Consider the following 19,776-nt stretch of genomic DNA (forward strand, 5'->3'; position numbering starts at 1 on the left):
TGCCAGCTGACTGTTCCTTCGGCATACCTGCATCCTCGTTTCCAAGGTCAGGAGCCTCCAACTTTTCCAGGGCGGTTCAAGGCTAGATACCGCAGTACATACCGCAGTGGTTCCGTTTCACCTCGGCACTCACCAACGCTGCCAACTCCAAACTCGCAGTTCCGGGCAATATCTTCAACCGCTACCGTCTGCGTCAAACACGACAAACGTCCAATTCAGAGGATTTTAAGTCCGCTGCCTCTGCCAATTGGGCTATGGGGGCATTGCAGGTCAGAGCATAGTTCAGGACATCTCGGTGCCCGCCGCGCGCGGGCTTCTCCGCGACGAACTCTCCAACCGAGCCCGAATCAGTACTGCGTGTGCTGTAACCGCGTCGGGGAGTGCTTCGAACTGATTGATTCAGCCGGCCGGATTCGCGACCCGACTGAAGTGATGCTTGCTGTGAAAGTAGATCTCAGCACCGCATCCTGGGCAGTGGATCCAGTACTCGAAGCGTGCGTTGTCGGCGCCACTTCCCAGTTCACGGACCTCGATCAACACGTCGGCATCGGCATTCTTGGGACAACCGATGCCATCCCACGAACCTCCGGCGACTCTTTTGGTTACCTCCACCCATCGTTTCGCCAGTGCCGTGTATGCAAACATGTGAGGCCCCCTATGTCGCTACAACTGACGAAGTCGATTGCGGTCCATCGGAGGCGCAGCCTGCGGCGAACCAATACGCCACCTTCTCAGGTAAGTATGCATCGAGATTCGCTTCTACTCGGACGAATCGATTCGTTGTCGATGACTATCGCCGCTAACCCCGGTGCATCACAACTGAACCGACCGATCCGTGCTCACCCTGTCGGCGGAGTAGGGCCACCATCGATCGCAGCAGCGTGTTGACGCAGCCACGCTGCAACCTGGCTAAGCCATTCTCTGTAAGAAACTTCGGGTAACGGGTAGTAGTTGGCCCCCAAGGTTCGTGTCACGAGACCAGCAACATCGTCCTCTGTACCAACAGCATTCAGATCATCGATCTCTGTAGCTAGCAGTCGAAGCAAATCTGAGCTGGGTTCTTCATCACGAACGTAACCGTCAACGATTCCTTTCCAATCATCGGCTTCCAGGTCCCAGTCCTCGTGGAAGTACGCTCCGAAGAAGTGGGACAAGGATCGTGAAACTGACTGCGCACTCACGGATTAACCATCCCTGTCAACAGATACCATCCACCAGCCCCGTCCGCTCTGAGGACCATCTTCACGCTTGACCCCGGAACCACGCTATCGGACCCACGCACCAGCACCGATCCGCCTTCAAATGGCGTAATCAATTCGAGCTTTCCCTTCGCTCCATTAGCTATCCACTCATCGAACTCACTCTTGTTCTGCTGAACCGCAGCGTTGAGCGCCGAAGACGCCTCATCGATTGATGCGAACGTCGATACATTCTCCAGTCGAGGTGAATCAGCCAGGCGTGCGGACAGGTCATCAAATGTCTTCCCAACATGCCGCTCGATGAGGTGGCCGCCGTTGGCTTCACTGCTGTGCAGGATCGCAGTTGCGTCCTCTAGCGCGAACGCCGGTGCCGGACCTGCGTCGGCACCGCCTCCACTGTGCGGACCGGCCGCGTCTGGCGTGTGGTCGACATGGAGGACCGATGGCGCATCGGATAGTTGATGTGTCGCCGCACTTCCGGCATCCAGGGCATCGTCCGCGTGGCGCCCGGCGTTGAAAGCGTCAATAGCGCGTTCGAGGCCCTCTGTGACGAACTTGCCGCCAGGGATGGGCGCGGCCCCGGCCACGTCGAGCACGGCTCCAACCCGATCCTCGACTGAGGATTCGCTCCAATTGCGAAAGACGTCGATGTCGTGGGAAACGTCGGGGATCAAACCGAAGCTGCCTTCGCTCAGTGCGCGGCTTCCTTCGGCGAATGCCGATGGGCCCGCGGGAAACGCTTGTACATAGGCATTCTCGGGAAGTGCCGGGATCGGTACGCGTCCCTGGCCGACTTCGCCGGCCGCCCCTTTGAGCTGCTCCAGGACCTCGGTCTGACTCGTCACCTCAGCGCGCGCATCGAACAAGGCTTCACCCAGAGCCTCGAGTTGGTCGTGTGTCGGGCCGGCGCCCGCACCGGCGACTGTCGACCGAGCCAGCGCGTCGTCGAGCGTGCTTTGGGCCGACGCCACACTCTCGTGCGCAGCGTCCACCCTGGCCTGCTGATCACCGATCACCGATGGATCAGCACCAACGACGGGCGCCTCAACCGGATGGCGCGTGTACCGGCGATCCTCGCCCCTGCCGGTTCCGGCGTGCTGATTGATGATGCGCTCCAACGCCGTGGGCGGTGTCGCGAGCAGCGCTTCCAACGGCGACTCGGCGGCATCAACGCCCTCAGTGCTTTCAGCAGACTCCTCGGGCACGAGCATGTCCTGCCAGCTACCCGCAGATTCCTTCTGCAGAGCACCTTCGCCCCGATGCTCTGAGGACGCAGTGTTGGAATCCTCGTCCTCAGTCTTGTTGTCCACGAGTCGAATCGGGGAATCGGTTGCATTTTCAGCGCGATCGCCCTCGAACCGAATTCCTTCGAGATCAGCCGCGTTCGCTTGGAGTTGCCGGCTGATGAGGGCATCGGTAGCGACGAGCTGTTCAGCGCACCATCGAATGAATTCCGCGTGCTCGGTCGCAGCGGTCATGCGAGTGGCAGCAGTCTCCTCGTCGTATGCCCGGTTGTCGGTAACCGAAAGATCCCCGCCAACGGTGAAGTCGTCCTGTTCGGCTTCGGCGATTGCTTCTAGCACTCGACGGCGTGCGGTCTGGATATCCTCGCTGCCACGCGCAACGATTTCGGCAGCCGCACGATGCATATCGCCCTGCCGACGCACAACCGAAAGATCGGTGGTTACTCGATCCAGAGCGGCGTCTTTGGCGTCACCTTCCCATGCGGTGCCGCCAGGAGTCAGGATGTTCTGCCTGTGCTGCTCGAACGCGGATTCCAGCGCATCTGCCACCGTCCGCCAGCGCGTAGCGGCAGCGTCGAGGTCGGAGCTGTCCCAAGCCTCGACGTCCGACCTGCAAGGAACGCCCACCGGTACGGCCGCGAGGATCACACGGTCACCGCTATAGCGTCGCCACTGCCCCCGTCCGTAGTTTCATAGCGATCACCTGCCGCCGCGACGTCACCGGCCTGACCAACCATGCGATCAGCAGTGCGCATGCGCGCGGCGGCACTCGCCGCCTCGACCGCTGCAATTCCCGCACCGCTCGGACGAGGACGTAGTGGACCGTCAAAGCGATTGACGAGCAGATCGCCGACAACACTGAGGCTGTCGGCGGCGGCGGACTTCAATCCAGCCGTGTCTGCGGTCAAGTCAGTTGCCATGTCACCCCCGTAACGGTCTTGAGATTACCGCGGGAAATGGTGACCCCCACGCAGCAATTTCAACGCTGTTCGGGGACTGTTTGCAGACCTCGGCTGGAGGTATCCGGTGACATGACCGCTACTCTGACCGCCGCCAACGCCATCCTCGACGGACTGGACAGCATCCGCTCGTGGCAGGAAGAGCTCTACCAGGACTTGCACCGTCACCCGGAGTTATCCCATCAGGAGCATCGAACCGCCGGGATCGTTGCCAAGACCCTCACCGAGGCCGGCTATCAGGTGCACGAGGGCGTGGGCGGGACGGGCGTGGTCGGGATCCTCGACAACGGCGCCGGACCGGCGGTGCTGCTGCGCGCCGACATGGACGCGCTGCCGGTGAAGGAGGAGACCGGGCTGCCCTACGCCTCGACAGTGCAGGGCACCGACCGCGACGGCAACGAGGTGCCGGTGATGCATGCCTGCGGCCATGACGCGCACGTGGCCGCGCTGCTGGGTGCCGCACGGCTGCTGGCCGACGGCCGGGACCACTGGCAGGGCAGTGCGATCGCATTGTTCCAACCGGCTGAGGAAACCGGGGACGGCGCCCGGAGCATGGTCACCGACGGGCTCGCCGACCTGCTCCCCCGCGTCGACGTCTGCCTGGGCCAGCATGTGCTGCCGTTTCCGGCCGGAACCGTCGGAACGCACGCCGGGCCGTTTCTGTCCGCCGCGGACAGCATGCGGATCACGGTGTTCGGCCGCGGCAGTCATGGCTCGATGCCGCAAGCGGCCGTCGACCCCGTCGTGCTGGCCGCGATGATCGTCGTGCGGCTGCAGACCATCGTCTCGCGCGAGGTCGCACCGACCGAGCCCGCCGTGGTGACCGTCGGCAGCATCACCGCCGGCAGCAAGAGCAACGTCATCCCCGACCGCGCGGTGCTGCAGCTGAACATTCGCACCTACAACGAGCGCACACGCACGGCCGTCATCGACGCGATCCGCCGCATCGTCAACGCCGAATGCCTCGCGTCAGACTGCCCGAAAGAACCCGAGTTCGAACTCTTCGATCGATTCCCGTTGACCGACAACGACATCGACACCACGCGTAAAGTTCACGACGCCTTCGCCGAAGCGTTCGGCGACCAATGCGTCGAACTTCCGCAGGGCTCCGCCAGCGAGGACTTCAGCGACATCCCGTCCGCGCTCGGGGCGCCCTACACCTACTGGGGTGTCGGCGGCATCGACGCGGACATCTACCGGAGGGCCGCCGAGGCCGAACGGGTGGACCAGGACATCCCGGTCAATCACTCCGCGTTCTTCGCCCCGACCATCCAGCCCACCCTCGATGTCGCCACGCGGGCACTCGTCGTGGCAGCGATGCCCTGGCTGGCTCGCTGACTCAGCGCTTCGGCACTCCGGTCGACCACAACGCCCAGGCGATCAGCACGGGCTGAAACAGCAGCCGTACAAAGCGTTTGGCGTCGCTGTCCAGTCCGAAGCCGTCACGCTTGTTGACGAACTGCGCGATGTTGCCGGGGAACACGGCGACGAAGAAAGCGGCCAGTAGCCGCCCGACGAGCACCCGGTCGCGGCGTAGCAGCGCCAAACCGGCACCGAGCATGATCTCCACCCCGCCGGAGGCCATCACCACGCCGTCCTCGTCCATCGGGACGGACTTGGGCACCTGGGCGCGGAACTCGTCGCGCGCCCAGAACAGGTGGCTCAACCCGGCGAACACCATCGCGCCCGCCAAAGCGAGGCGGGCGACGGTGCGGGCTGTCGTGGTCGGTGGCGGCGGTGGGAGTTCGGCCTCCCGCACCGCCACCGGGTTGCCGGTGCTCAACTGGTCGGCGGTTCGTAGTGGGCGTCAGGATTCTTGGCGTGCCAATCTCGTTGCTCCAACTGCACTTTGTGATGCATCCGGTTCAGCCAGAACAGGCCACCACCGATCAGCACAACGCCCAGGACCACGGCGACGACGCCGCCGGCGGTCATGGCATTGGCCAGCAGATACAGGCCGATCACCAACGACAACACACCTAGAGCCACTCCAATCAAACCGGGAGCGTTGTGACCGGCTTTCATCGTCTCGCCGGCATGCTGCCGGGTGGTGCGGGCATGATCCACCGGATCCCGTGATGTGTCAGGCATTTCGCTCTCCTTTCGCCGTATCGTGGACGGCGTCTGTCATTCGTAGGGCGGGTACTCGGCTGTGCGCAGTACCCGCGCCAGGTGAACCGCGTTGCGCGCTGCAGCCGCGGTCGCAGAGGCCACCGATTCCGGTACCTCGTCGAGTTCCTTGTAGTCGGTCGAGCCCATCGCCGGACCCGTCCAGTAGGTGCACCCCTGAGCCGGAATGCTGAAGCCGATGTCGTTGAGTCCCTGGAACACATCAGCGGCGACCTTGTGGGCGCCGTCCTCATTGCCGACGACGCTGACGATGGCGACTTTGCCCGCCATCATGGGGCGCCCCTGCTCGTCGTCGTTGGACAACTCGGCGTCCAGACGCTCGAGCACCCTCTGCGTCACCGACGAGGGATGACCCAGCCAGATCGGTGTACTCAGCACCAAAATATCGGCGTTCAGCACTTTCTCGCGGATCTTGGGCCATTCATCACCGTCGCCCATGTCGGCCTCGACGCCGGGGGCAATGTGGTAGTCGACGCATCGCACCGACTCGCACTCGGCGCCCTGGGCCCGCATCGTCTTGAAGATGTCTTCGGCGATGAGGGCACTGCTGGACTCAGCCGGGCTCGGCTTGAGGCTGCAGACCAGCGCGACCACGCGCACCGGCGCACCGTTATCCGTCATGCCGGTCAGGTACCCGACCCCATCGTGACCAAACAGCCGGTCACAGTCATGTCATTCGCCATCGGAGAAATGCGGAGCGCGGGTTTCGGAAGCCTGCGTGCCGGGCATCACAGCTCCGACGCACCGAGGAGGTCCAACATGAGTGAACCGCGTTCCGAGAAAGCCGAATCCGACGTCGAGTCCGATCCGAAAGTGGCGGGTTCACGCGCGGACTCCGACGACACGGATGCCGACTCGGGTCCCTACGTGGGTCGGGCCGGGTCTGACGACGACATCGACACCGAGGAGACCGGCGCCGAAGCGCGCGCCAAGACCGAATGAGGTCAGTGGTTGCGCAACTTGGCGATCAGCTTCTCCTTGTTCAGGTGGGAATAATTCGACATGCCAAGTTCCTTGGCGCGCTTCTTGAGGTCGGCGACACTCCAGTCGTAGTACGACCCTGACCGGCCGCCCTTGTGCCCCACCGCGGACTTACCGCGCGACGCCGCGGCGTTGGCGATCCGCGCCGATTTCTCCTTCGAATTGCCCTGATCGCGCAACTCTTCGTACATCTTCTCGTTCTTGATCGAAGCGTTCGGCATCTGTGGTCCTCCTGCTTGTCCAACCGCTTGAGTCACCGGATTGACACCCAACGCGGCCGTCAAACACCTCTTCAACCGCGCGCGACGCGGCGGATCAGCATGCGGGTGGCTTTCTCCAGGACAGCCTGCGCCTCGTCGGATTTGATGATCTTCGACGCCCGCCGGGTCGCCGCGGCGATGGTCAGCCCTCGCTCGTACCCGGTGACGACACGGGGGTCGACGTAGGACGACCGCGCCACGGCCGGGGTGTTGCCCAACTCTTCGGACACTTCTTTCATCACACCCGCAGTGGCGCGTTTGATCGCGGTTTTCGACGTCGGGGGCTTCGCGTCGGCGAACGCCGCGGCGGCCAGCACGGTGCCGTGCCAGGTCCGCAGATCCTTGACGCTGTAGTCCTGTCCGACCAGCTCCTTGAAGCGGGCGTTGAGGTCATCGGCGCGCACGTCGACCCAGTCGCTTCTCCCGCTCCGGCACACCAGGAGACGTCCGGATCGGTCGGAGCGGCGCATCAGCGACCGGATGGCGCGCACCACCTCCGGGTCGTCGACCTCCACGGTGCGGCGAACCCCGCTCTTGGCGGGGTAGTCGAACTCGACGGCGTTCTTCTTGAGCGTGACGTGCTCGCAGAGCAGCGTCGCCAGACCGTAGTGTTCGTGTTCCTCGGCGTACTGCTCACCCCCGGCGCGGAAGTACCCGCGGTCGAGCAGCTGCAACGCCAGCGCCAACACGCGGTCTCTGGTCAGTCCGCGGCCGGCGAGATCCCTGGCGACATCGGCACGCCACTGCGGCAACAGCGCCGACATCTCGAGCACACGGTCGAACTTCTCTTCGGCGCGTTCCTGCTGCCAGCGTTCGTGGTAGAGGTACTGGCGGCGTCCCGCCGCGTCGGTGCCGACCGCTTGGATGTGCCCGTTCGGTTTCGGGCTGATCCACACGTTCTTCCAGGCCGGCGGGATGACGAGCTCTTTGATGCGCTGCGCGGTGTCCGGATCGGCGAGCAGGTCACCGTCGGGGCCGTAGTACGCGAAGCCCTTTCCGCGCCTCTTGCGGGTGATCCCGGGCGCACTGAGCGTGCTACGCGTCAGCCTCACTCGGCCACCTCTCAGGGCTGGAAAATGACCTTGACCGCGCCGTCCTGCTTCTTCTGGAACACCTCGTAGGCGTACGGCGCCCGGTCCAGGGGAAGCACGTGGGTCGCGAAGGTGTCGACGCCCAGCGGATCGGAATCGGTCAGCAGCGGCATGATGTCGTCGACCCACTTCTTGACGTTGGCCTGCCCCATACGCACCTGGAGCTGCTTGTCGAACAGCGTCAACATCGGGATCGGGTCGGCCATCCCGCCGTACACCCCGATCAGCGACAACGTGCCGCCTCGCCGAACACAGTCGATGGCCGAGTACAGCGCGTCGAGCCGATCCAGACCCGCCTTCTGCATGAACGGCTTGGCGATCGCGTCCGGGAGGAAGGCGGTCGCGGCCTGCGCGGCGTGGGCGATCGGCGAACCGTGGGCCTCCATGCCGACCGCGTCGATCACCGAGTCACTGCCGCGGCCGTCGGTCAGGTCCCGCACCACGTCGCCGACCTTGCCGTCGACATCCCGCAGGTCGATGGTGTGGATGCCGCGGGTCCGGGCGCGTTCGAGGCGCTCCGGGACCCGGTCGACGGCGAACACCTGATAACCCTTGTGCTGGGCGATGCGGGCGGCCATGTCGCCGATCGGCCCGAGACCCAGCACCGTGACCGATCCCCCGTCGGGGATGTCGGCGTAGGCGACCGACTGCCACGCCGTGGGTAGCACGTCGGACAGGTACACGAAGCGCGAATCCGGTGGTCCCTCAGGGACTTTGATGTGGGTGAACTGCGCCTGCGGCACCCGGAGGTACTCGGCCTGCCCACCCGGCACCTGGCCGTACAGCTCGGAGTAGCCGAACAGCGCCGCGCCCATCCCCTGGTCACGGACCTGAGTGGTCTCACATTGGGTGTAGAGCTGCTGATCGCACATGTAGCAGTGCCCACACGAGATCTGGAACGGGATGACGACGCGGTCGCCCGGCTTGAGATTGGTGACGTCCTTCCCGACCTCCCGGACGATGCCCATCGGCTCGTGGCCGAGGATGTCGCCGGGGTGCATGAACGCCCCGAGCACCTCGTACAGATGCAGGTCGGATCCGCAGAGGTTGGTCGACGTGACCTCGATGATCGCGTCGGTGGGCTCCTGGATCTCGGGGTCGTCGACGGTGTCGACCCGCACGTCGCGGCGGCCGTGCCACGTGACAGCTTTCATGCTGCTCTCCGTACCCGAGCAGGCGGAATTCAAACGGATTGTCGACGACGGCACACCACGTTTTCGGGCTCGGACGCACGGGTATCGCAGCAGCAGCGCGGGTTTGCCGAGGGGTGGCCCGCGTACAGCCCAAAATTCGTATTCAGCAAGGAGATTCACGTGACTGCACCGACCATCACGTCGGCGCGCGACGTCGTCGACTACCTCAAGACCCAGCACGAGACGATCCGGAACCTGTTCGTCGAGACCCTCGACGCCGCCGATGCCGAAACCCGTCAGGAAGCGTTCTCACGTCTGCGCACCATGTTGGCGGTCCACGAGACGGCCGAGGAGATGGTGGTGCATCCGCGGGTGCGCCGCAAGATCGAGAACGGCGATGCGATCGTCGACGACCGGTTGGCCGAGGAGCACGACTCCAAGGTGCTGCTCAGCGAGATCGAGAAGCTGCCGATCGACAGCGCGGAGTTCAGCAAGGCGTTGATCCACCTGCAGGGTGAGGTGCTCGAGCACGCCAAGAACGAGGAGGAGCTCGAGTTCACGGCGCTGGAAGCCGCGTTGAGCAAAGATGAGCTGGCCAAACTGGCCGACGCGGTGGCCGTCGCCGAGAAGATCGCACCGACACACCCGCACCCCGGTGTGGAGTCGGCTGCAGCGAACTTCGTTGCCGGACCGTTCGCTTCGGTGCTCGACCGTGCCCGCGACGCGCTGAGCGGCGTGTTCGGACGCAAGTAACCACAGACGACGGACGGGCCGGCGGGATTCCCGCCGGCCCGTTCTTGTCGTAAAGAGCGTCAGCCCGGAAGTGTCTCGCCGCCGATCGGTGCGAGCACCTCGCCGCTGTAGTACGACGACAGCCGGTTCGCCGCGAAGAACACATACGACGGCGCGATCTCGTCGGGTTGGGCGGCGCGACCCATCGGCGTCTGCTCACCGAAGCCCTCGGTCTTCTCCTTGTCCATGGTCGCCGGGATCAACGGCGTCCACACCGGGCCCGGCGCCACGCAGTTCACGCGAATCTTGCGCTCCGCCAACGACTGTGCCAGCGAGTACGTCAACGCGGTCACCGCACCCTTGGTGGCCGAATAGTCCATCAGGGTCTTGTTGCCGCGCAGACCGTTGATCGAACCGGTGTTGATGATCGCCGATCCGTCGGGGAGGTGCTTCAACGCCGCCTTGGTGACGTGGAAGAAGCTGTCGATGTTCACCGCGAAGGTGCGTCGCCACTGCTCGTCGCTGATTTCGGTGAAGTCGGTGGCCGGCGACTGGAACGCGACGTTGTTGACGACGATGTCCAGCCCGCCGAGTTCCTTGACGGTGTTCTCGACGACGGACCGGCAGTGCGCCGGGTCAGCCAGGTCACCGGCGAACCGCACCGCCCGTCGCCCCTCGGCCTCGACCAGCGACGCGGTGTGCGCGGCGTCGTCGTCCTCCTCCAGGTATGCGATCGCGACGTCGGCGCCCTCCTTGGCGAACGCGACCGCCACCGCCCGCCCGATCCCGGAATCGCCACCGGTGATCAATGCCCGCTTGCCTTCCAGCAGGCCGGTGCCGACGTAGCCGCGCATCTCGTCCTGCGGTTTGTCGCTCATGTCGGCGGTCTCGCCCGGGTACGGAATCACTCCGTCGGGCATCACATCGTCTTCAGCCATTTGCGCCTCCAAGAGTCGTGGGGTTCCGGCCGCGGCTTACCCCACCCGCTCTTGTCGAAACGCCCGTACGGTTTGGCCCGCGCGCCGCCGGGTAGAACTTGATCAAGCCGCGCTCGCCACAGACACATTGGAGTGACCATGAGCAAACTCTCGAGGTCGTTGTACCAGCCGCTGTCGGTAGCCACCGGGGTCGGCGGCGGTCTACTGGCCGGTGCCATCTTCGGCCAGATCTGGAAGCGCATCGGTGACAACGACCCCGAACCGCCGGATCCCAAAGACCTTCAGCAGTCCACGAAGACGGTGATGATCGCAGCCGCGATCCAGGGCCTGATCGTCGGCCTCGTCCGCGCCTCGCTGCAGCGCGCCGGCGCGCACAGCTACCAGGCGCTCACCCACGAGCCGCCGCCGTCGTAGCAGTCTCAAAGCAAATTCACAGTCAGCGGTGAGCCGACTCTTAGCTGCGGTGCTCACCGTGGAGGCATGACCGCAACGGTTGACCCTCGCCCCGCCAGCGGATTCCACCCGCACCGCCGGGTCCGGTGGACTGTGCTTCTGGGCTTGCTGGCGGGTGTGGTGCTCATGCTGGCCGTCGCGCCGATGCTGGCTTTGGTTGCCGCGTTGATCGTGCTGGTGGTCGGCGCGTTGCCGTGGGAGCGCAGCGTCGACGACGCACGCGCCGCCGGCATCGTCGAGTAACCGAGCCGTGGACCTCTGCGTATGGGCGCCGCGCTTAGCGCGAACTAGCGGGCGGGGAACTCCTCAGCGACGGCGATCAGCTTCGCGCGCACCAACTCTGGGCGTTCGTCGACGATGAAGTGTCCACAGTCGACGTACTCGACGGTGTAATCGTCCGCCCGTGCGGTCTCGGCGGCCGCCAGGTCGGGGTGGATCGCCTGGTCGGCGGTGCCGAACAACGCCCGGACCGGCACCGTGGCCCGCCGCGATTCCCCGTGCCGCGCCACCGCCGGGACCTCGCGCAGCAGGAACGTGCGGTAGGTGTCGCGCGCCGTCCGCGCCACCAGCGGGTCCCGGAACCGCTCGCTGTAGATGCGCGCGGTCTGCGGATCCACCTCGGACACCCGGCTGTAGACCATGTCGAGGAAGCGGGTCCGCGTCTGCACCGGCACCCCGGCGAACGCGATCAACGGCTGATACATCAGGAACCGCCACAGGTGCGGCGCCAACACCTTGGTCGGCACCCACGGGTGCGCGATGTTCAGCGGGAGGTACGCGTCGATCCGCTCGGGCGCCTGCAACGCCACCAGGAAACCGATGTAGCCGCCCCAGTCGTGCCCGACCAGCAGCACCCGTTCCAGACCCAACGCCTCCATCAGCGCCACCACGTCGGCGGCCACGTCCTCCTTGGCCCAGGAATGCGGCGGGGCGCCGGACCAGCCGTAACCCGGCAGGTCGGGCGCGATGATCCGCAGCCCGGGCGGCGGATCGGCCAGCAGATCGCGGTACACGTAGTGGTGCTGCGGCCAACCGTGCAGGGCCAGGACGGGCCGGCCGTCCTCGGGTCCGGCCTCGGTGACGTGGAAATTCACCCCGCGGGCCGACACGTTGCGCCGGCGCACACCGGCAATTTCCGGAGGTTGGGTCGTCATAGCCCAGAGACTAATCGCAAGGGTCTACGGTGCATCCATGCCTGGGTTTCGCGCGCTCTACGACGCCAGCATCGACGACCCCGCGGGTTTCTGGGCCGAGGCGGCCGACGCGGTCACCTGGACCAAGCCCCCGCACCGCATCCTCGACGACAGCAACCCGCCGTTCTACCGCTGGTTTCCCGACGCCGAGATGAACACCTGCGCCAACGCGCTGGACCGCCACGTCGATGCGGGACGCGGTGACCAGCCCGCGCTGATCTACGACTCGGCGGTCACCGACACCCAACGCACCTACACCTATCGCGAGTTGCTCGACCACACCGCACGCTTCGCCGGCGTCCTGCGCGACCTGGGGGTCGGCAAGGGCGACACGGTGGTCATCTACATGCCGATGATCCCCGAAGCCGCCATCGCGATGCTGGCCTGCGCCCGGCTCGGGGCGGTGCACTCGGTGGTCTTCGGCGGGTTCGCACCCCACGAACTCGCCGTCCGCATCGACGACGTCCGCCCGAAAGTGGTCGTGTCGGCGTCCTGCGGCATCGAACCCAGCCGAGTCGTCGAGTACAAGCCGATGCTCGACGCGGCGCTGGCCGCGGTGTCCCACCCGCCCGCGCACTGCGTCATCGTGCAACGCGAGCGGCACCGCTGCGACCTCACCGAAGGACGCGACCTGGACTGGGAGTCGGCGATCGCCGACGCCACCCCCGCCGACCCGGTTCCCGTGGCCGCGACCGACCCGCTCTACGTGCTCTACACCTCGGGCACCACCGGCAAGCCCAAGGGCATCGTGCGCGACAACGGCGGCTACGCGGTGGCGCTGCTGTGGAGCATGCGCCACATCTACGACATCGCTCCCGGAGACGTGTTCTGGACGGCGTCCGACGTCGGCTGGGTCGTCGGCCATTCCTACATCGTGTACGGACCCCTGCTGCAGGGCGCCACCACCGTGCTCTACGAAGGCAAACCCGTCGGCACCCCCGATCCCAGCGCCTTCTGGCGTGTCGCATCCGAACATCGGGTCAAGGCGATGTTCACCGCCCCGACCGCCATCCGCGCGATCCGTAAAGAGGATCCGGACGCCGAATACCTGCGGCGCTACGACCTGTCGGGACTGAAATACCTGTTCCTGGCCGGTGAGCGTCTCGACCCCGACACCTACCACTGGGTGGCCGACAAGCTGGGCGTGCCGATCATCGACCACTGGTGGCAGACCGAGACCGGCTGGGCGATCGCAGCCAATCCGGTTGGCTGCGAACAATTCCCGGTCAAGCCCGGTTCTCCGACGGTCCCGATGCCCGGCTACGACATCCACATCCTGCGCGAAGACGGTCGCGCCTGCGACACGGGTGAGGACGGTGCCATCTGCATCAAGCTGCCGCTCCCACCGGGGACCCTGCCCACCCTGTGGAACGCCGACGACCGCTACCAGGCGTCCTACCTGACCGAGTACCCCGGCTACTACCTGACCGGTGACGGTGGCCGTCTCGACGAAGACGGCTACCTGTTCGTCATGGGTCGCATCGACGACGTCATCAACGTCGCAGGGCACCGACTGTCGACCGGCGCGATCGAGGAGGTGCTCGCCACCCATCCCTCCGTGGCCGAATGCGCGGTGATCGGCGTGCCCGACGACATCAAGGGACAGGCCCCGCGCGGACTGGTCGTCGTCAAGGCCGGCGCCCCCACCGACGGCCTGGTCGACGAACTGGTGGCGTTGGTGCGCAACGAGATCGGTGCGGTCGCCTCGTTCAAACTCGTCGACGTCGTCCCCGCGTTGCCCAAGACCCGATCCGGCAAGATCCTGCGCAAGACCATGCGGGCGCTGGCCGAGGGCCGAGACGAGCCGGTTCCGTCCACCATCGAGGACCCGTCGGTCCTCGACTCCCTGGGCGAGATCCTGCGCGACTGACCACCGCGGGTATGCGTCGGCGCCAGTTGGGTACCCCTGCCATCACACACGTCAATAAGTGCGTGACGGGAGGGTCGCGATGTCAGCACAGCCGAGGTACATGGCGGTCCAGGGCGCGGCGATCCTCGTCGCTGTGGTCCTGACGTTGATCGGCGTGCTGGGTTTCATCCCCGGGGTCACCGCTGACCTGCACGAGATCGCTTGGGTGGGAAGCGACTCCGGCGCCCTGTTGTTCGGGAGGTTCTCGGCGTCGGTGGTCGTGAACATCGTGCACATCGTCGTCGGGCTGGCAGGGTTCGCGATGGCACGGACGTACTCGTCGTCGCGGACGTATCTGCTCGGCGGCGGCGTGGTTTACGTCGGTCTCGGTCTCTACGGGATGTTGGCCGACCGGGCCGACCATGTGGTGCCGCTGAACCCTGCGGCGAACTGGCTGCACCTCATCCTCGGCGTCGTGCTGCTCCTGCTGGCCGTCACCCTGGCCGGTCAGCACGACCCGACCCGGCGCCGACGCATCCACATGCGTCGCGCGGCCACGTAGTGCACGCCGGATTCAGACCAGTTCCGGCACCCTCAGGTGGGCGATCGCCAGCTCGAACACAGCCTCCTCGATGATGTCGGCCCCGGCCTCACCGGCGGTGGCGTCGCGCAGCCTGTCCATCTGGGTGCGGTGCCGGTCCAGCGTCTCCGCGCTGTCGAACGCCGACGACACCACCGCGCGTGCGGTGTCGCGGTTGAGCAACAGGCTTGTGCCGCAATGCCCGTCGAGTTCTTCCAACGCAGGCAACGCCCGGTGACGGAACAGATCGAGGCCGGACTCGATCCGGCTCGGATCGATTCTGCACCAGCTGACGCGGGCACAGGCGCCCTCGCCGGTCTCATGCGTGCGGTGCATGACCGCGATCTCCCAGTCCTCGACCTCCATGGTGCCGCCCAGGATCTGGGCGGCACGGTCGCGCACCTCCCGCACCAGCGGCACACTGGCTCGCATCGCTTCCTCGGATTCCCAGGCGCTGGTGGCGATACACCGCCCCGAACTGCGGTCCACCAGCACCGACAATCCGACGAAGCCGTGCATCCGCCGCATCTCGTGCATCACAGAATCCCGCATGTGCGCTACACCGTCGTCGATCGACGCCGGCCGTCCCCAGACGGTCGTGGTTCGTGCATACACAATCTGCCTCCTTCCGACGAGGCAGCGTCGCGACGGCGCTGCCGTCGGCACCGATTGTCCTCCGCGCGACAGCGCGCCACAAGAGATCAGGCGATCGACAACGCGATGCCGTCGAGGATGTCGTGCTCGCTGACCACCAGCTCGGAGATGCCGGCCCGATCGGCCAGCACCGCGGCCAGCTCGGTCACGATCAGCGCGCCCCCGCCGATCACGTCGACCCGACCCTCGTGCATCGGGCCGAGCACCGCACGCTGCTCGCGCGTCATGCTCAGCAGCTCATCGCAGACGCCGAGGAGGTCGTCGAACCGGACCCTCGACAGATGGATGGCGGCGGGGTCGTAGGTCGTCAGATTGTGCGCCAGCGCAGCCAGTGTGGTCATCGTGCCGGCCACCCCGACCCAGGTGCGGGCCTGTTCGACGGGGACGACCCGCAGCGCCTCGTCCAGCGCGTCGCACACCACCGACCGGGCCTCGTCGATCTGCGCCGTCGTGGGCGGATCGGAGTGCAGGCACCGCTCGGTCAGCCGCACACAGCCGATGTTCGTCGAGTACGCAGCGGTGACCTCGTCGGCCCCCAGCACCAGCTCCGTCGAACCGCCACCCAGGTCGACGACCACGAAAGGTGCTGCCGCGGAATCCAACTCGCCGACCGCACCATGGAAGGACAGCGCCGCCTCCTCGTCGCCGGTGATGACCTCGGCCACGGCGCCCGGCACCACGGCGCCGAGCACCGCCGAGGTCATCGCGAAGAACTCGTCACGGTTGGCGACATCACGCGCCGCCGACGTGGCCACCATCCGGACCGCGTCGACCCCGTGGTCGCGCATGGTCTCGGCGTACCCGGCCAGCGCGGTTTCCGTGCGCGCCAACGCCTCCGGGGCGAACTGCCCCGTGGCGTCCACGCCCTGACCCAGCCGCACGATCCGCATGTCCCGGACCACGTCGGTCAGACGGCCGTCGGCGCCCGCGTCGGCGATCAACAGCCGGATCGAGTTCGTACCGCAGTCCACCGCCGCGACTCTGCTCATGTCCACACGTCCCGATCCACTATCCCCACCATGCCCGGCTCGGCGGCCAGTACCGCGAGCGCCTCGTCACCGAACGGGTTGACCCCCGGCCCCTTCGCGAGCGAGTGCGCGATCACCACGTGCAGGCACTTGACCCGGTCGGGCATGCCGCCCCCGGAGAACGTCGTCCCCAACGGTTCGATCGCGTCCCGCTCGGCCAGATACGATTCGTGCGCGCGGCGGTACGCCGCGGCGAGGTCGGGATCCTGCGTCAGCCGCTCGGTCATCTCCCGCATCATCCCGGAGGACTCCAACCGGCTCGCCGCAGCCGTCAAGGCCGGATGCGTCAGGTAATACAGCGTCGGAAACGGCGTCCCGTCAGGCAGTTTCGGCGCCGTCTTGACCACGCCGGGTTCACCGTTGGGGCACCGATAAGCGATCTCGAGCACACCGCGCGGCTCCCGGCCCAACTGCGCCGCGACGGCCTCGAGGTCGGCCGGGTCAACCACCGGGGGCAGGCGCGTCAGGCGGCGGCGGCACCGCAGGAGCGGGCACCGGTGTCGCCGGCGAAATAGGGCGTGGCACATCCGAAATCGTATTCCACAGCGCGGTGTACCACGGATCCGTACTGCGCATCTCGGTCAGATCCTCCTGCTCCGGCACGGGAGTCGTTGCCCCGGGCGGCAATTGGACCTGGTAAGGAATCTCCCCGGGCATCACGAAGCCCAGCCGCTCTCGTGCCTGCGCGGCGATGAACACCGGATCGGCCAGCTTGGCCTTCTGCTCCTCGAGCTCGCGGATCTGCTCCCGCAGCTGGGCTTCGCTGGCCTGCAGCTGTTTCATCTCCGTGCGCTGCGAGAAGTAGGTGCGCACCGGTCCGGCGATGGTGAGCGTGAGCACGCACACCACTGCCGCCAGGATGGCCGCCCGTCGCGCCGTGGACCCGAACCGCTGCTCGGCGGCCGCGTCCGCGGAAATCAGGATCGACTCACGGATCGATGTCGGCTTGCCGTCGCCCTCGGTGTCACCGTCGAGGGTGGCCAGCTCCTTGCCCGGCTCGGGGCTCTTGGGCTCGCGGCGTAACGACGTCCCCCGCGGCTTCGCGCGCCCGGCACCGGACTTTCCCGGCCGTGATGGCCGGGACGCCGGAGTCCGCCGAGGGTCGGGTCGTTTCGCGTCGGGCACAGGCTATTTTGTCTCCAAAGAGAACCGCGGGAACGCCAGATCGCCGGCGTAGCGGGCCGCGTCACCCAGTTCGTCCTCGATGCGCAGCAGCTGGTTGTACTTGGCGACCCGCTCGCTGCGGGCAGGCGCACCGGTCTTGATCTGACCGCTGCCCACCGCCACGGCCAGATCGGCGATCGTGGTGTCCTCGGTCTCGCCGCTGCGGTGGCTCATCATCGTCTTGTACCCGGAGGTGTGGGCCAGCGACACCGCGTCGAGGGTCTCGGTCAGCGTGCCGATCTGGTTGACCTTCACCAACAGCGCGTTGGCCGCACCCCGCTGGATGCCGTCCTCGAGACGCTCCGGGTTGGTGACGAACAGATCGTCGCCGACGAGCTGGATCCGGTCACCGATCGCGTTGGTCAGCGCCACCCAGCCGTCCCAGTCGTCCTCCGACAGCGGATCCTCGATCGACACCAACGGGTAGGCGTTGAGCAGCTCGTCGTAGAACTGCGTCATCTGCTCGGCGGTGCGGTTCTGCTTCTCGAAGGCGTATCCGCTGCCCTGGGTGTAGAACTCGGTGGCCGCCACGTCGAGCGCCAACGCCACCTCGCTGCCGACGCGCAGCCCGGCGCCCTCGATCGCGGTGCTGATCAGATCCAGCGCGGCAGTGGTGCCCGGCAGGTCGGGGGCGAAGCCGCCCTCGTCCCCCAGACCGGTGGCCAGGCCCTGCTTCTTGAGCACCGACTTCAGCGAGTGGTACACCTCGGCGCCCCAGCGCAGCGCCTCTTTGAACGACGGCGCACCGATCGGCGCGATCATGAACTCCTGCACGTCGACCCCGGTGTCGGCGTGTGCGCCACCGTTGATGATGTTCATCATCGGCACCGGCAGGATGTGGGCGTTCGGGCCGCCGATGTAGCGGAACAGCGGCAGCTCCGACGACTGCGCCGCCGCCTTGGCCACCGCCAGCGACACACCCAGGATGGCGTTGGCGCCGAGCCGGGACTTGTCGGGCGTGCCGTCGAGATCCACCAGTGCCTGATCGACCAGCCGCTGCTCGTCGGCGCCCATCCCGATCACCGCGGGAGCGATCTCGTCGAGCACCGCCTCCACGGCCTTCTGCACACCTTTGCCCAGGTAGCGGGAGCCGCCATCGCGCAACTCGACCGCCTCGTGCTCACCGGTGGACGCACCCGACGGGACCGCGGCACGCGCAACCGAACCGTCCAGCAGCCCGATCTCGACCTCCACGGTGGGATTGCCCCGGGAATCGAGGATCTCGCGGGCTGCGACCTGCTCGATGATGGGCACTGTTGTCTCCTTGATGTCGTGAACCGGTGAGATTGTTCTAGAGAGCCTAGAGCCTGCCCGATCAGGCGGCGCCGCCTAGAGGCGCCGACCGTCGGCGTAGGCCGTGGCCCAGTCCCGCACCGTGCGCAGGTACTGCTCGGAGTTGTTGTAGGCCAGCACCGCGTTCATCCAGCCGCGCGGGGTGTCCAGATCCTTGCCGCTCCAGCACAGATAGCCGGCCGCCGACAGCGCCGCGTCGTCGATGTTGTCCGCGCTGATACTGCCGTCGTTGTTCGCGTCGACGCCGTAGAGCCGCCAGGTCTCGGGGATGAACTGCATCGGCCCCATGGCCCGCGCGAACGGCTCCTCGCCGTCGTGGCTGACCGCATCGTGGTCGAGGATCTCCAGGTTGCCGGCGGTGCCGTCGAGCGGGACCCCGCGGATAGGTGGATCCACGTCGCCGTTGCGGGCCACGACGGCCCCGCGGTAGGTGCCGTGGTGACTCTCGACCTGCCCGATTCCGGCCAGCGTCGTCCACTTCAGGTTGCAGTCCGGGTTCTCCACCTCGGCGACCCGCGCCGCGTACGCGTAAGCCTCGAGAGCGGTGACCGGGATGCCCAGTGCCGGGGCCCGCGCGGCCGCCCATTCGTGCAGCTGGTCGGCGGGGCGCCCCGCGGCGTAGGTGTCGATCTGCGGGACCGGGTCCCCCGGTGGCGGCGGCACCCCTTCCGGGATGCGCGAACCCAGCTGCCAGGAACAACTGGCCGCCATGAGCAGCGCTGTCGCGCCGATCACGGCAATTGCCTGTAGCCAACGCACCCGCGTCACCGGACTCCTCAACCCGCTTCGGACGTAACCCATGGTCCCACGGGTCCGCGCATGGTCGTGCCGACACACCCGCCTTGCCTGCCGACGTCACCGAAGAATCCCGGGTTGATCATGCGATCGCAGGTTA

General features: G+C 66.4%; 25 protein-coding genes. 7 read left to right on the forward strand and 18 right to left on the reverse strand.

Annotation, left to right across the window (positions count from 1 at the left end; all coding sequences use genetic code 11):
- Window positions 1–399: 399 nt before the first annotated feature.
- From ACAG25_RS18080 to ACAG25_RS18095, 4 genes are all read right to left on the reverse strand, one after another.
- Window positions 400–645 carry a hypothetical protein gene (locus tag ACAG25_RS18080; RefSeq protein ID WP_370489851.1) on the reverse strand — a complete coding sequence of 82 codons (246 nt, stop codon included), beginning with the start codon at window positions 643–645 and terminating at the stop codon, window positions 400–402.
- Window positions 646–839: 194 nt separating this feature from the next.
- Window positions 840–1,181 (reverse strand): contact-dependent growth inhibition system immunity protein, encoded by a 342-nt coding sequence (locus ACAG25_RS18085; protein WP_370489852.1) that lies wholly within the window; start codon window positions 1,179–1,181, stop codon window positions 840–842.
- On the reverse strand, window positions 1,178–2,992 hold the full coding sequence (locus ACAG25_RS18090) for an RNase A-like domain-containing protein (RefSeq protein WP_370489853.1): 1,815 nt from the start codon (window positions 2,990–2,992) through the stop codon (window positions 1,178–1,180). Before ACAG25_RS18090 ends, ACAG25_RS18085 begins: the two co-directional genes overlap by 4 nt.
- Window positions 2,993–3,087: 95 nt before the next feature.
- The gene (locus ACAG25_RS18095) at window positions 3,088–3,363 is read right to left on the reverse strand and encodes a hypothetical protein (RefSeq protein WP_370489854.1); all 276 of its coding nucleotides are present in this window, start codon (window positions 3,361–3,363) and stop codon (window positions 3,088–3,090) included.
- Window positions 3,364–3,474: 111 nt separating this feature from the next.
- Here ACAG25_RS18095 and ACAG25_RS18100 point away from each other — a divergent pair, with 111 nt between their 5' ends.
- Entirely contained in the window at window positions 3,475–4,740 is a 1,266-nt protein-coding gene (locus tag ACAG25_RS18100) for an amidohydrolase (protein WP_370489855.1), read from the forward strand.
- A 1-nt stretch (window position 4,741) separates the two neighbouring features.
- On the opposite strand, the gene ACAG25_RS18105 is transcribed toward ACAG25_RS18100, so the two are convergent.
- The 3 genes from ACAG25_RS18105 to ACAG25_RS18115 all read right to left on the reverse strand — a co-directional run bounded on the left by ACAG25_RS18105 (window position 4,742) and on the right by ACAG25_RS18115 (window position 6,153).
- Entirely contained in the window at window positions 4,742–5,083 is a 342-nt protein-coding gene (locus ACAG25_RS18105) for a hypothetical protein (RefSeq protein ID WP_370489994.1), read from the reverse strand.
- Between the two features lie 98 nt (window positions 5,084–5,181).
- A complete protein-coding gene (locus tag ACAG25_RS18110; protein WP_370489856.1) occupies window positions 5,182–5,493 on the reverse strand; it encodes a DUF308 domain-containing protein in 312 nt (103 codons plus the stop codon).
- A gap of 36 nt (window positions 5,494–5,529) precedes the next feature.
- The gene (locus ACAG25_RS18115; protein ID WP_370489857.1) at window positions 5,530–6,153 is read right to left on the reverse strand and encodes a flavodoxin family protein; all 624 of its coding nucleotides are present in this window, start codon (window positions 6,151–6,153) and stop codon (window positions 5,530–5,532) included.
- 138 nt (window positions 6,154–6,291) lie between these two features.
- Between ACAG25_RS18115 and ACAG25_RS18120 the strand changes: the two genes are divergently transcribed.
- A complete protein-coding gene (locus tag ACAG25_RS18120; protein WP_370489858.1) occupies window positions 6,292–6,474 on the forward strand; it encodes a hypothetical protein in 183 nt (60 codons plus the stop codon).
- A gap of 2 nt (window positions 6,475–6,476) precedes the next feature.
- Here ACAG25_RS18120 and ACAG25_RS18125 read toward each other — a convergent pair whose 3' ends face one another.
- The 3 genes from ACAG25_RS18125 to ACAG25_RS18135 all read right to left on the reverse strand — a co-directional run bounded on the left by ACAG25_RS18125 (window position 6,477) and on the right by ACAG25_RS18135 (window position 9,018).
- Entirely contained in the window at window positions 6,477–6,734 is a 258-nt protein-coding gene (locus ACAG25_RS18125; protein WP_370489859.1) for a Rho termination factor, read from the reverse strand.
- Window positions 6,735–6,805: 71 nt separating this feature from the next.
- A complete protein-coding gene (locus ACAG25_RS18130) occupies window positions 6,806–7,825 on the reverse strand; it encodes a DNA topoisomerase IB (RefSeq protein ID WP_370489860.1) in 1,020 nt (339 codons plus the stop codon).
- Between the two features lie 11 nt (window positions 7,826–7,836).
- Window positions 7,837–9,018, reverse strand: coding sequence for a zinc-dependent alcohol dehydrogenase (locus tag ACAG25_RS18135; protein WP_370489861.1), 1,182 nt, complete (start codon window positions 9,016–9,018; stop codon window positions 7,837–7,839).
- A gap of 159 nt (window positions 9,019–9,177) precedes the next feature.
- Between ACAG25_RS18135 and ACAG25_RS18140 the strand changes: the two genes are divergently transcribed.
- On the forward strand, window positions 9,178–9,750 hold the full coding sequence (locus ACAG25_RS18140) for a hemerythrin domain-containing protein (protein ID WP_370489862.1): 573 nt from the start codon (window positions 9,178–9,180) through the stop codon (window positions 9,748–9,750).
- A 59-nt stretch (window positions 9,751–9,809) separates the two neighbouring features.
- Here ACAG25_RS18140 and ACAG25_RS18145 read toward each other — a convergent pair whose 3' ends face one another.
- The gene (locus ACAG25_RS18145; protein WP_370489863.1) at window positions 9,810–10,667 is read right to left on the reverse strand and encodes an SDR family oxidoreductase; all 858 of its coding nucleotides are present in this window, start codon (window positions 10,665–10,667) and stop codon (window positions 9,810–9,812) included.
- Between the two features lie 138 nt (window positions 10,668–10,805).
- Here ACAG25_RS18145 and ACAG25_RS18150 point away from each other — a divergent pair, with 138 nt between their 5' ends.
- Both ACAG25_RS18150 and ACAG25_RS18155 read left to right on the forward strand, forming a co-directional pair.
- Window positions 10,806–11,081, forward strand: coding sequence for a DUF4235 domain-containing protein (locus ACAG25_RS18150; RefSeq protein ID WP_370489864.1), 276 nt, complete (start codon window positions 10,806–10,808; stop codon window positions 11,079–11,081).
- A 66-nt stretch (window positions 11,082–11,147) separates the two neighbouring features.
- Complete coding sequence (locus tag ACAG25_RS18155) at window positions 11,148–11,363, forward strand: hypothetical protein (RefSeq protein ID WP_370489865.1); 216 nt, start codon at window positions 11,148–11,150, stop codon at window positions 11,361–11,363.
- A gap of 44 nt (window positions 11,364–11,407) precedes the next feature.
- Here ACAG25_RS18155 and ACAG25_RS18160 read toward each other — a convergent pair whose 3' ends face one another.
- Entirely contained in the window at window positions 11,408–12,274 is an 867-nt protein-coding gene (locus ACAG25_RS18160) for an alpha/beta fold hydrolase (protein ID WP_370489866.1), read from the reverse strand.
- 37 nt (window positions 12,275–12,311) lie between these two features.
- Between ACAG25_RS18160 and ACAG25_RS18165 the strand changes: the two genes are divergently transcribed.
- Window positions 12,312–14,183, forward strand: a complete 1,872-nt coding sequence (locus ACAG25_RS18165; protein WP_370489867.1) for a propionyl-CoA synthetase — start codon at window positions 12,312–12,314, stop codon at window positions 14,181–14,183.
- Window positions 14,184–14,262: 79 nt separating this feature from the next.
- Window positions 14,263–14,724 carry a DUF4383 domain-containing protein gene (locus ACAG25_RS18170; protein ID WP_370489868.1) on the forward strand — a complete coding sequence of 154 codons (462 nt, stop codon included), beginning with the start codon at window positions 14,263–14,265 and terminating at the stop codon, window positions 14,722–14,724.
- 12 nt (window positions 14,725–14,736) lie between these two features.
- Here ACAG25_RS18170 and ACAG25_RS18175 read toward each other — a convergent pair whose 3' ends face one another.
- From ACAG25_RS18175 to ACAG25_RS18200, 6 genes are all read right to left on the reverse strand, one after another.
- Window positions 14,737–15,294, reverse strand: a complete 558-nt coding sequence (locus ACAG25_RS18175; protein ID WP_370489869.1) for a hypothetical protein — start codon at window positions 15,292–15,294, stop codon at window positions 14,737–14,739.
- 149 nt (window positions 15,295–15,443) lie between these two features.
- Entirely contained in the window at window positions 15,444–16,385 is a 942-nt protein-coding gene (locus tag ACAG25_RS18180) for an exopolyphosphatase (protein ID WP_370489870.1), read from the reverse strand.
- Entirely contained in the window at window positions 16,382–16,873 is a 492-nt protein-coding gene (locus ACAG25_RS18185; protein WP_370489871.1) for a DUF501 domain-containing protein, read from the reverse strand. Before ACAG25_RS18185 ends, ACAG25_RS18180 begins: the two co-directional genes overlap by 4 nt.
- Complete coding sequence (locus ACAG25_RS18190) at window positions 16,866–17,549, reverse strand: septum formation initiator family protein (RefSeq protein WP_370489872.1); 684 nt, start codon at window positions 17,547–17,549, stop codon at window positions 16,866–16,868. Before ACAG25_RS18190 ends, ACAG25_RS18185 begins: the two co-directional genes overlap by 8 nt.
- Window positions 17,550–17,552: 3 nt before the next feature.
- Window positions 17,553–18,842 carry a phosphopyruvate hydratase gene (eno, locus tag ACAG25_RS18195; protein ID WP_370489873.1) on the reverse strand — a complete coding sequence of 430 codons (1,290 nt, stop codon included), beginning with the start codon at window positions 18,840–18,842 and terminating at the stop codon, window positions 17,553–17,555.
- A gap of 75 nt (window positions 18,843–18,917) precedes the next feature.
- The gene (locus ACAG25_RS18200) at window positions 18,918–19,649 is read right to left on the reverse strand and encodes a lytic transglycosylase domain-containing protein (protein WP_370489874.1); all 732 of its coding nucleotides are present in this window, start codon (window positions 19,647–19,649) and stop codon (window positions 18,918–18,920) included.
- Window positions 19,650–19,776 lie beyond the last annotated feature (127 nt).

It is taken from the genome of Mycobacterium sp. pV006, from assembly GCF_041287115.1.
In the GTDB taxonomy this organism is placed as follows: domain Bacteria; phylum Actinomycetota; class Actinomycetes; order Mycobacteriales; family Mycobacteriaceae; genus Mycobacterium.

Excerpts from the sequence above, each read along its gene's own strand:
- ACAG25_RS18080 (WP_370489851.1), bottom strand. The coding sequence starts at position 645 with ATGTTTGCATACACGGCACTGGCGAAACGATGGGTGGAGGTAACCAAA.
- ACAG25_RS18095 (WP_370489854.1), bottom strand. The coding sequence starts at position 3,363 with ATGGCAACTGACTTGACCGCAGACACGGCTGGATTGAAGTCCGCCGCC.
- ACAG25_RS18100 (WP_370489855.1), top strand. The coding sequence starts at position 3,475 with ATGACCGCTACTCTGACCGCCGCCAACGCCATCCTCGACGGACTGGAC.
- ACAG25_RS18105 (WP_370489994.1), bottom strand. The coding sequence starts at position 5,083 with ATGGTGTTCGCCGGGTTGAGCCACCTGTTCTGGGCGCGCGACGAGTTC.
- ACAG25_RS18110 (WP_370489856.1), bottom strand. The coding sequence starts at position 5,493 with ATGCCTGACACATCACGGGATCCGGTGGATCATGCCCGCACCACCCGG.
- ACAG25_RS18115 (WP_370489857.1), bottom strand. The coding sequence starts at position 6,153 with ATGACGGATAACGGTGCGCCGGTGCGCGTGGTCGCGCTGGTCTGCAGC.
- ACAG25_RS18120 (WP_370489858.1), top strand. The coding sequence starts at position 6,292 with ATGAGTGAACCGCGTTCCGAGAAAGCCGAATCCGACGTCGAGTCCGAT.
- ACAG25_RS18125 (WP_370489859.1), bottom strand. The coding sequence starts at position 6,734 with ATGCCGAACGCTTCGATCAAGAACGAGAAGATGTACGAAGAGTTGCGC.
- ACAG25_RS18135 (WP_370489861.1), bottom strand. The coding sequence starts at position 9,018 with ATGAAAGCTGTCACGTGGCACGGCCGCCGCGACGTGCGGGTCGACACC.
- ACAG25_RS18145 (WP_370489863.1), bottom strand. The coding sequence starts at position 10,667 with ATGGCTGAAGACGATGTGATGCCCGACGGAGTGATTCCGTACCCGGGC.
- ACAG25_RS18150 (WP_370489864.1), top strand. The coding sequence starts at position 10,806 with ATGAGCAAACTCTCGAGGTCGTTGTACCAGCCGCTGTCGGTAGCCACC.
- ACAG25_RS18155 (WP_370489865.1), top strand. The coding sequence starts at position 11,148 with ATGACCGCAACGGTTGACCCTCGCCCCGCCAGCGGATTCCACCCGCAC.
- ACAG25_RS18160 (WP_370489866.1), bottom strand. The coding sequence starts at position 12,274 with ATGACGACCCAACCTCCGGAAATTGCCGGTGTGCGCCGGCGCAACGTG.
- ACAG25_RS18165 (WP_370489867.1), top strand. The coding sequence starts at position 12,312 with ATGCCTGGGTTTCGCGCGCTCTACGACGCCAGCATCGACGACCCCGCG.
- ACAG25_RS18170 (WP_370489868.1), top strand. The coding sequence starts at position 14,263 with ATGTCAGCACAGCCGAGGTACATGGCGGTCCAGGGCGCGGCGATCCTC.
- ACAG25_RS18175 (WP_370489869.1), bottom strand. The coding sequence starts at position 15,294 with ATGCGGGATTCTGTGATGCACGAGATGCGGCGGATGCACGGCTTCGTC.
- ACAG25_RS18180 (WP_370489870.1), bottom strand. The coding sequence starts at position 16,385 with ATGAGCAGAGTCGCGGCGGTGGACTGCGGTACGAACTCGATCCGGCTG.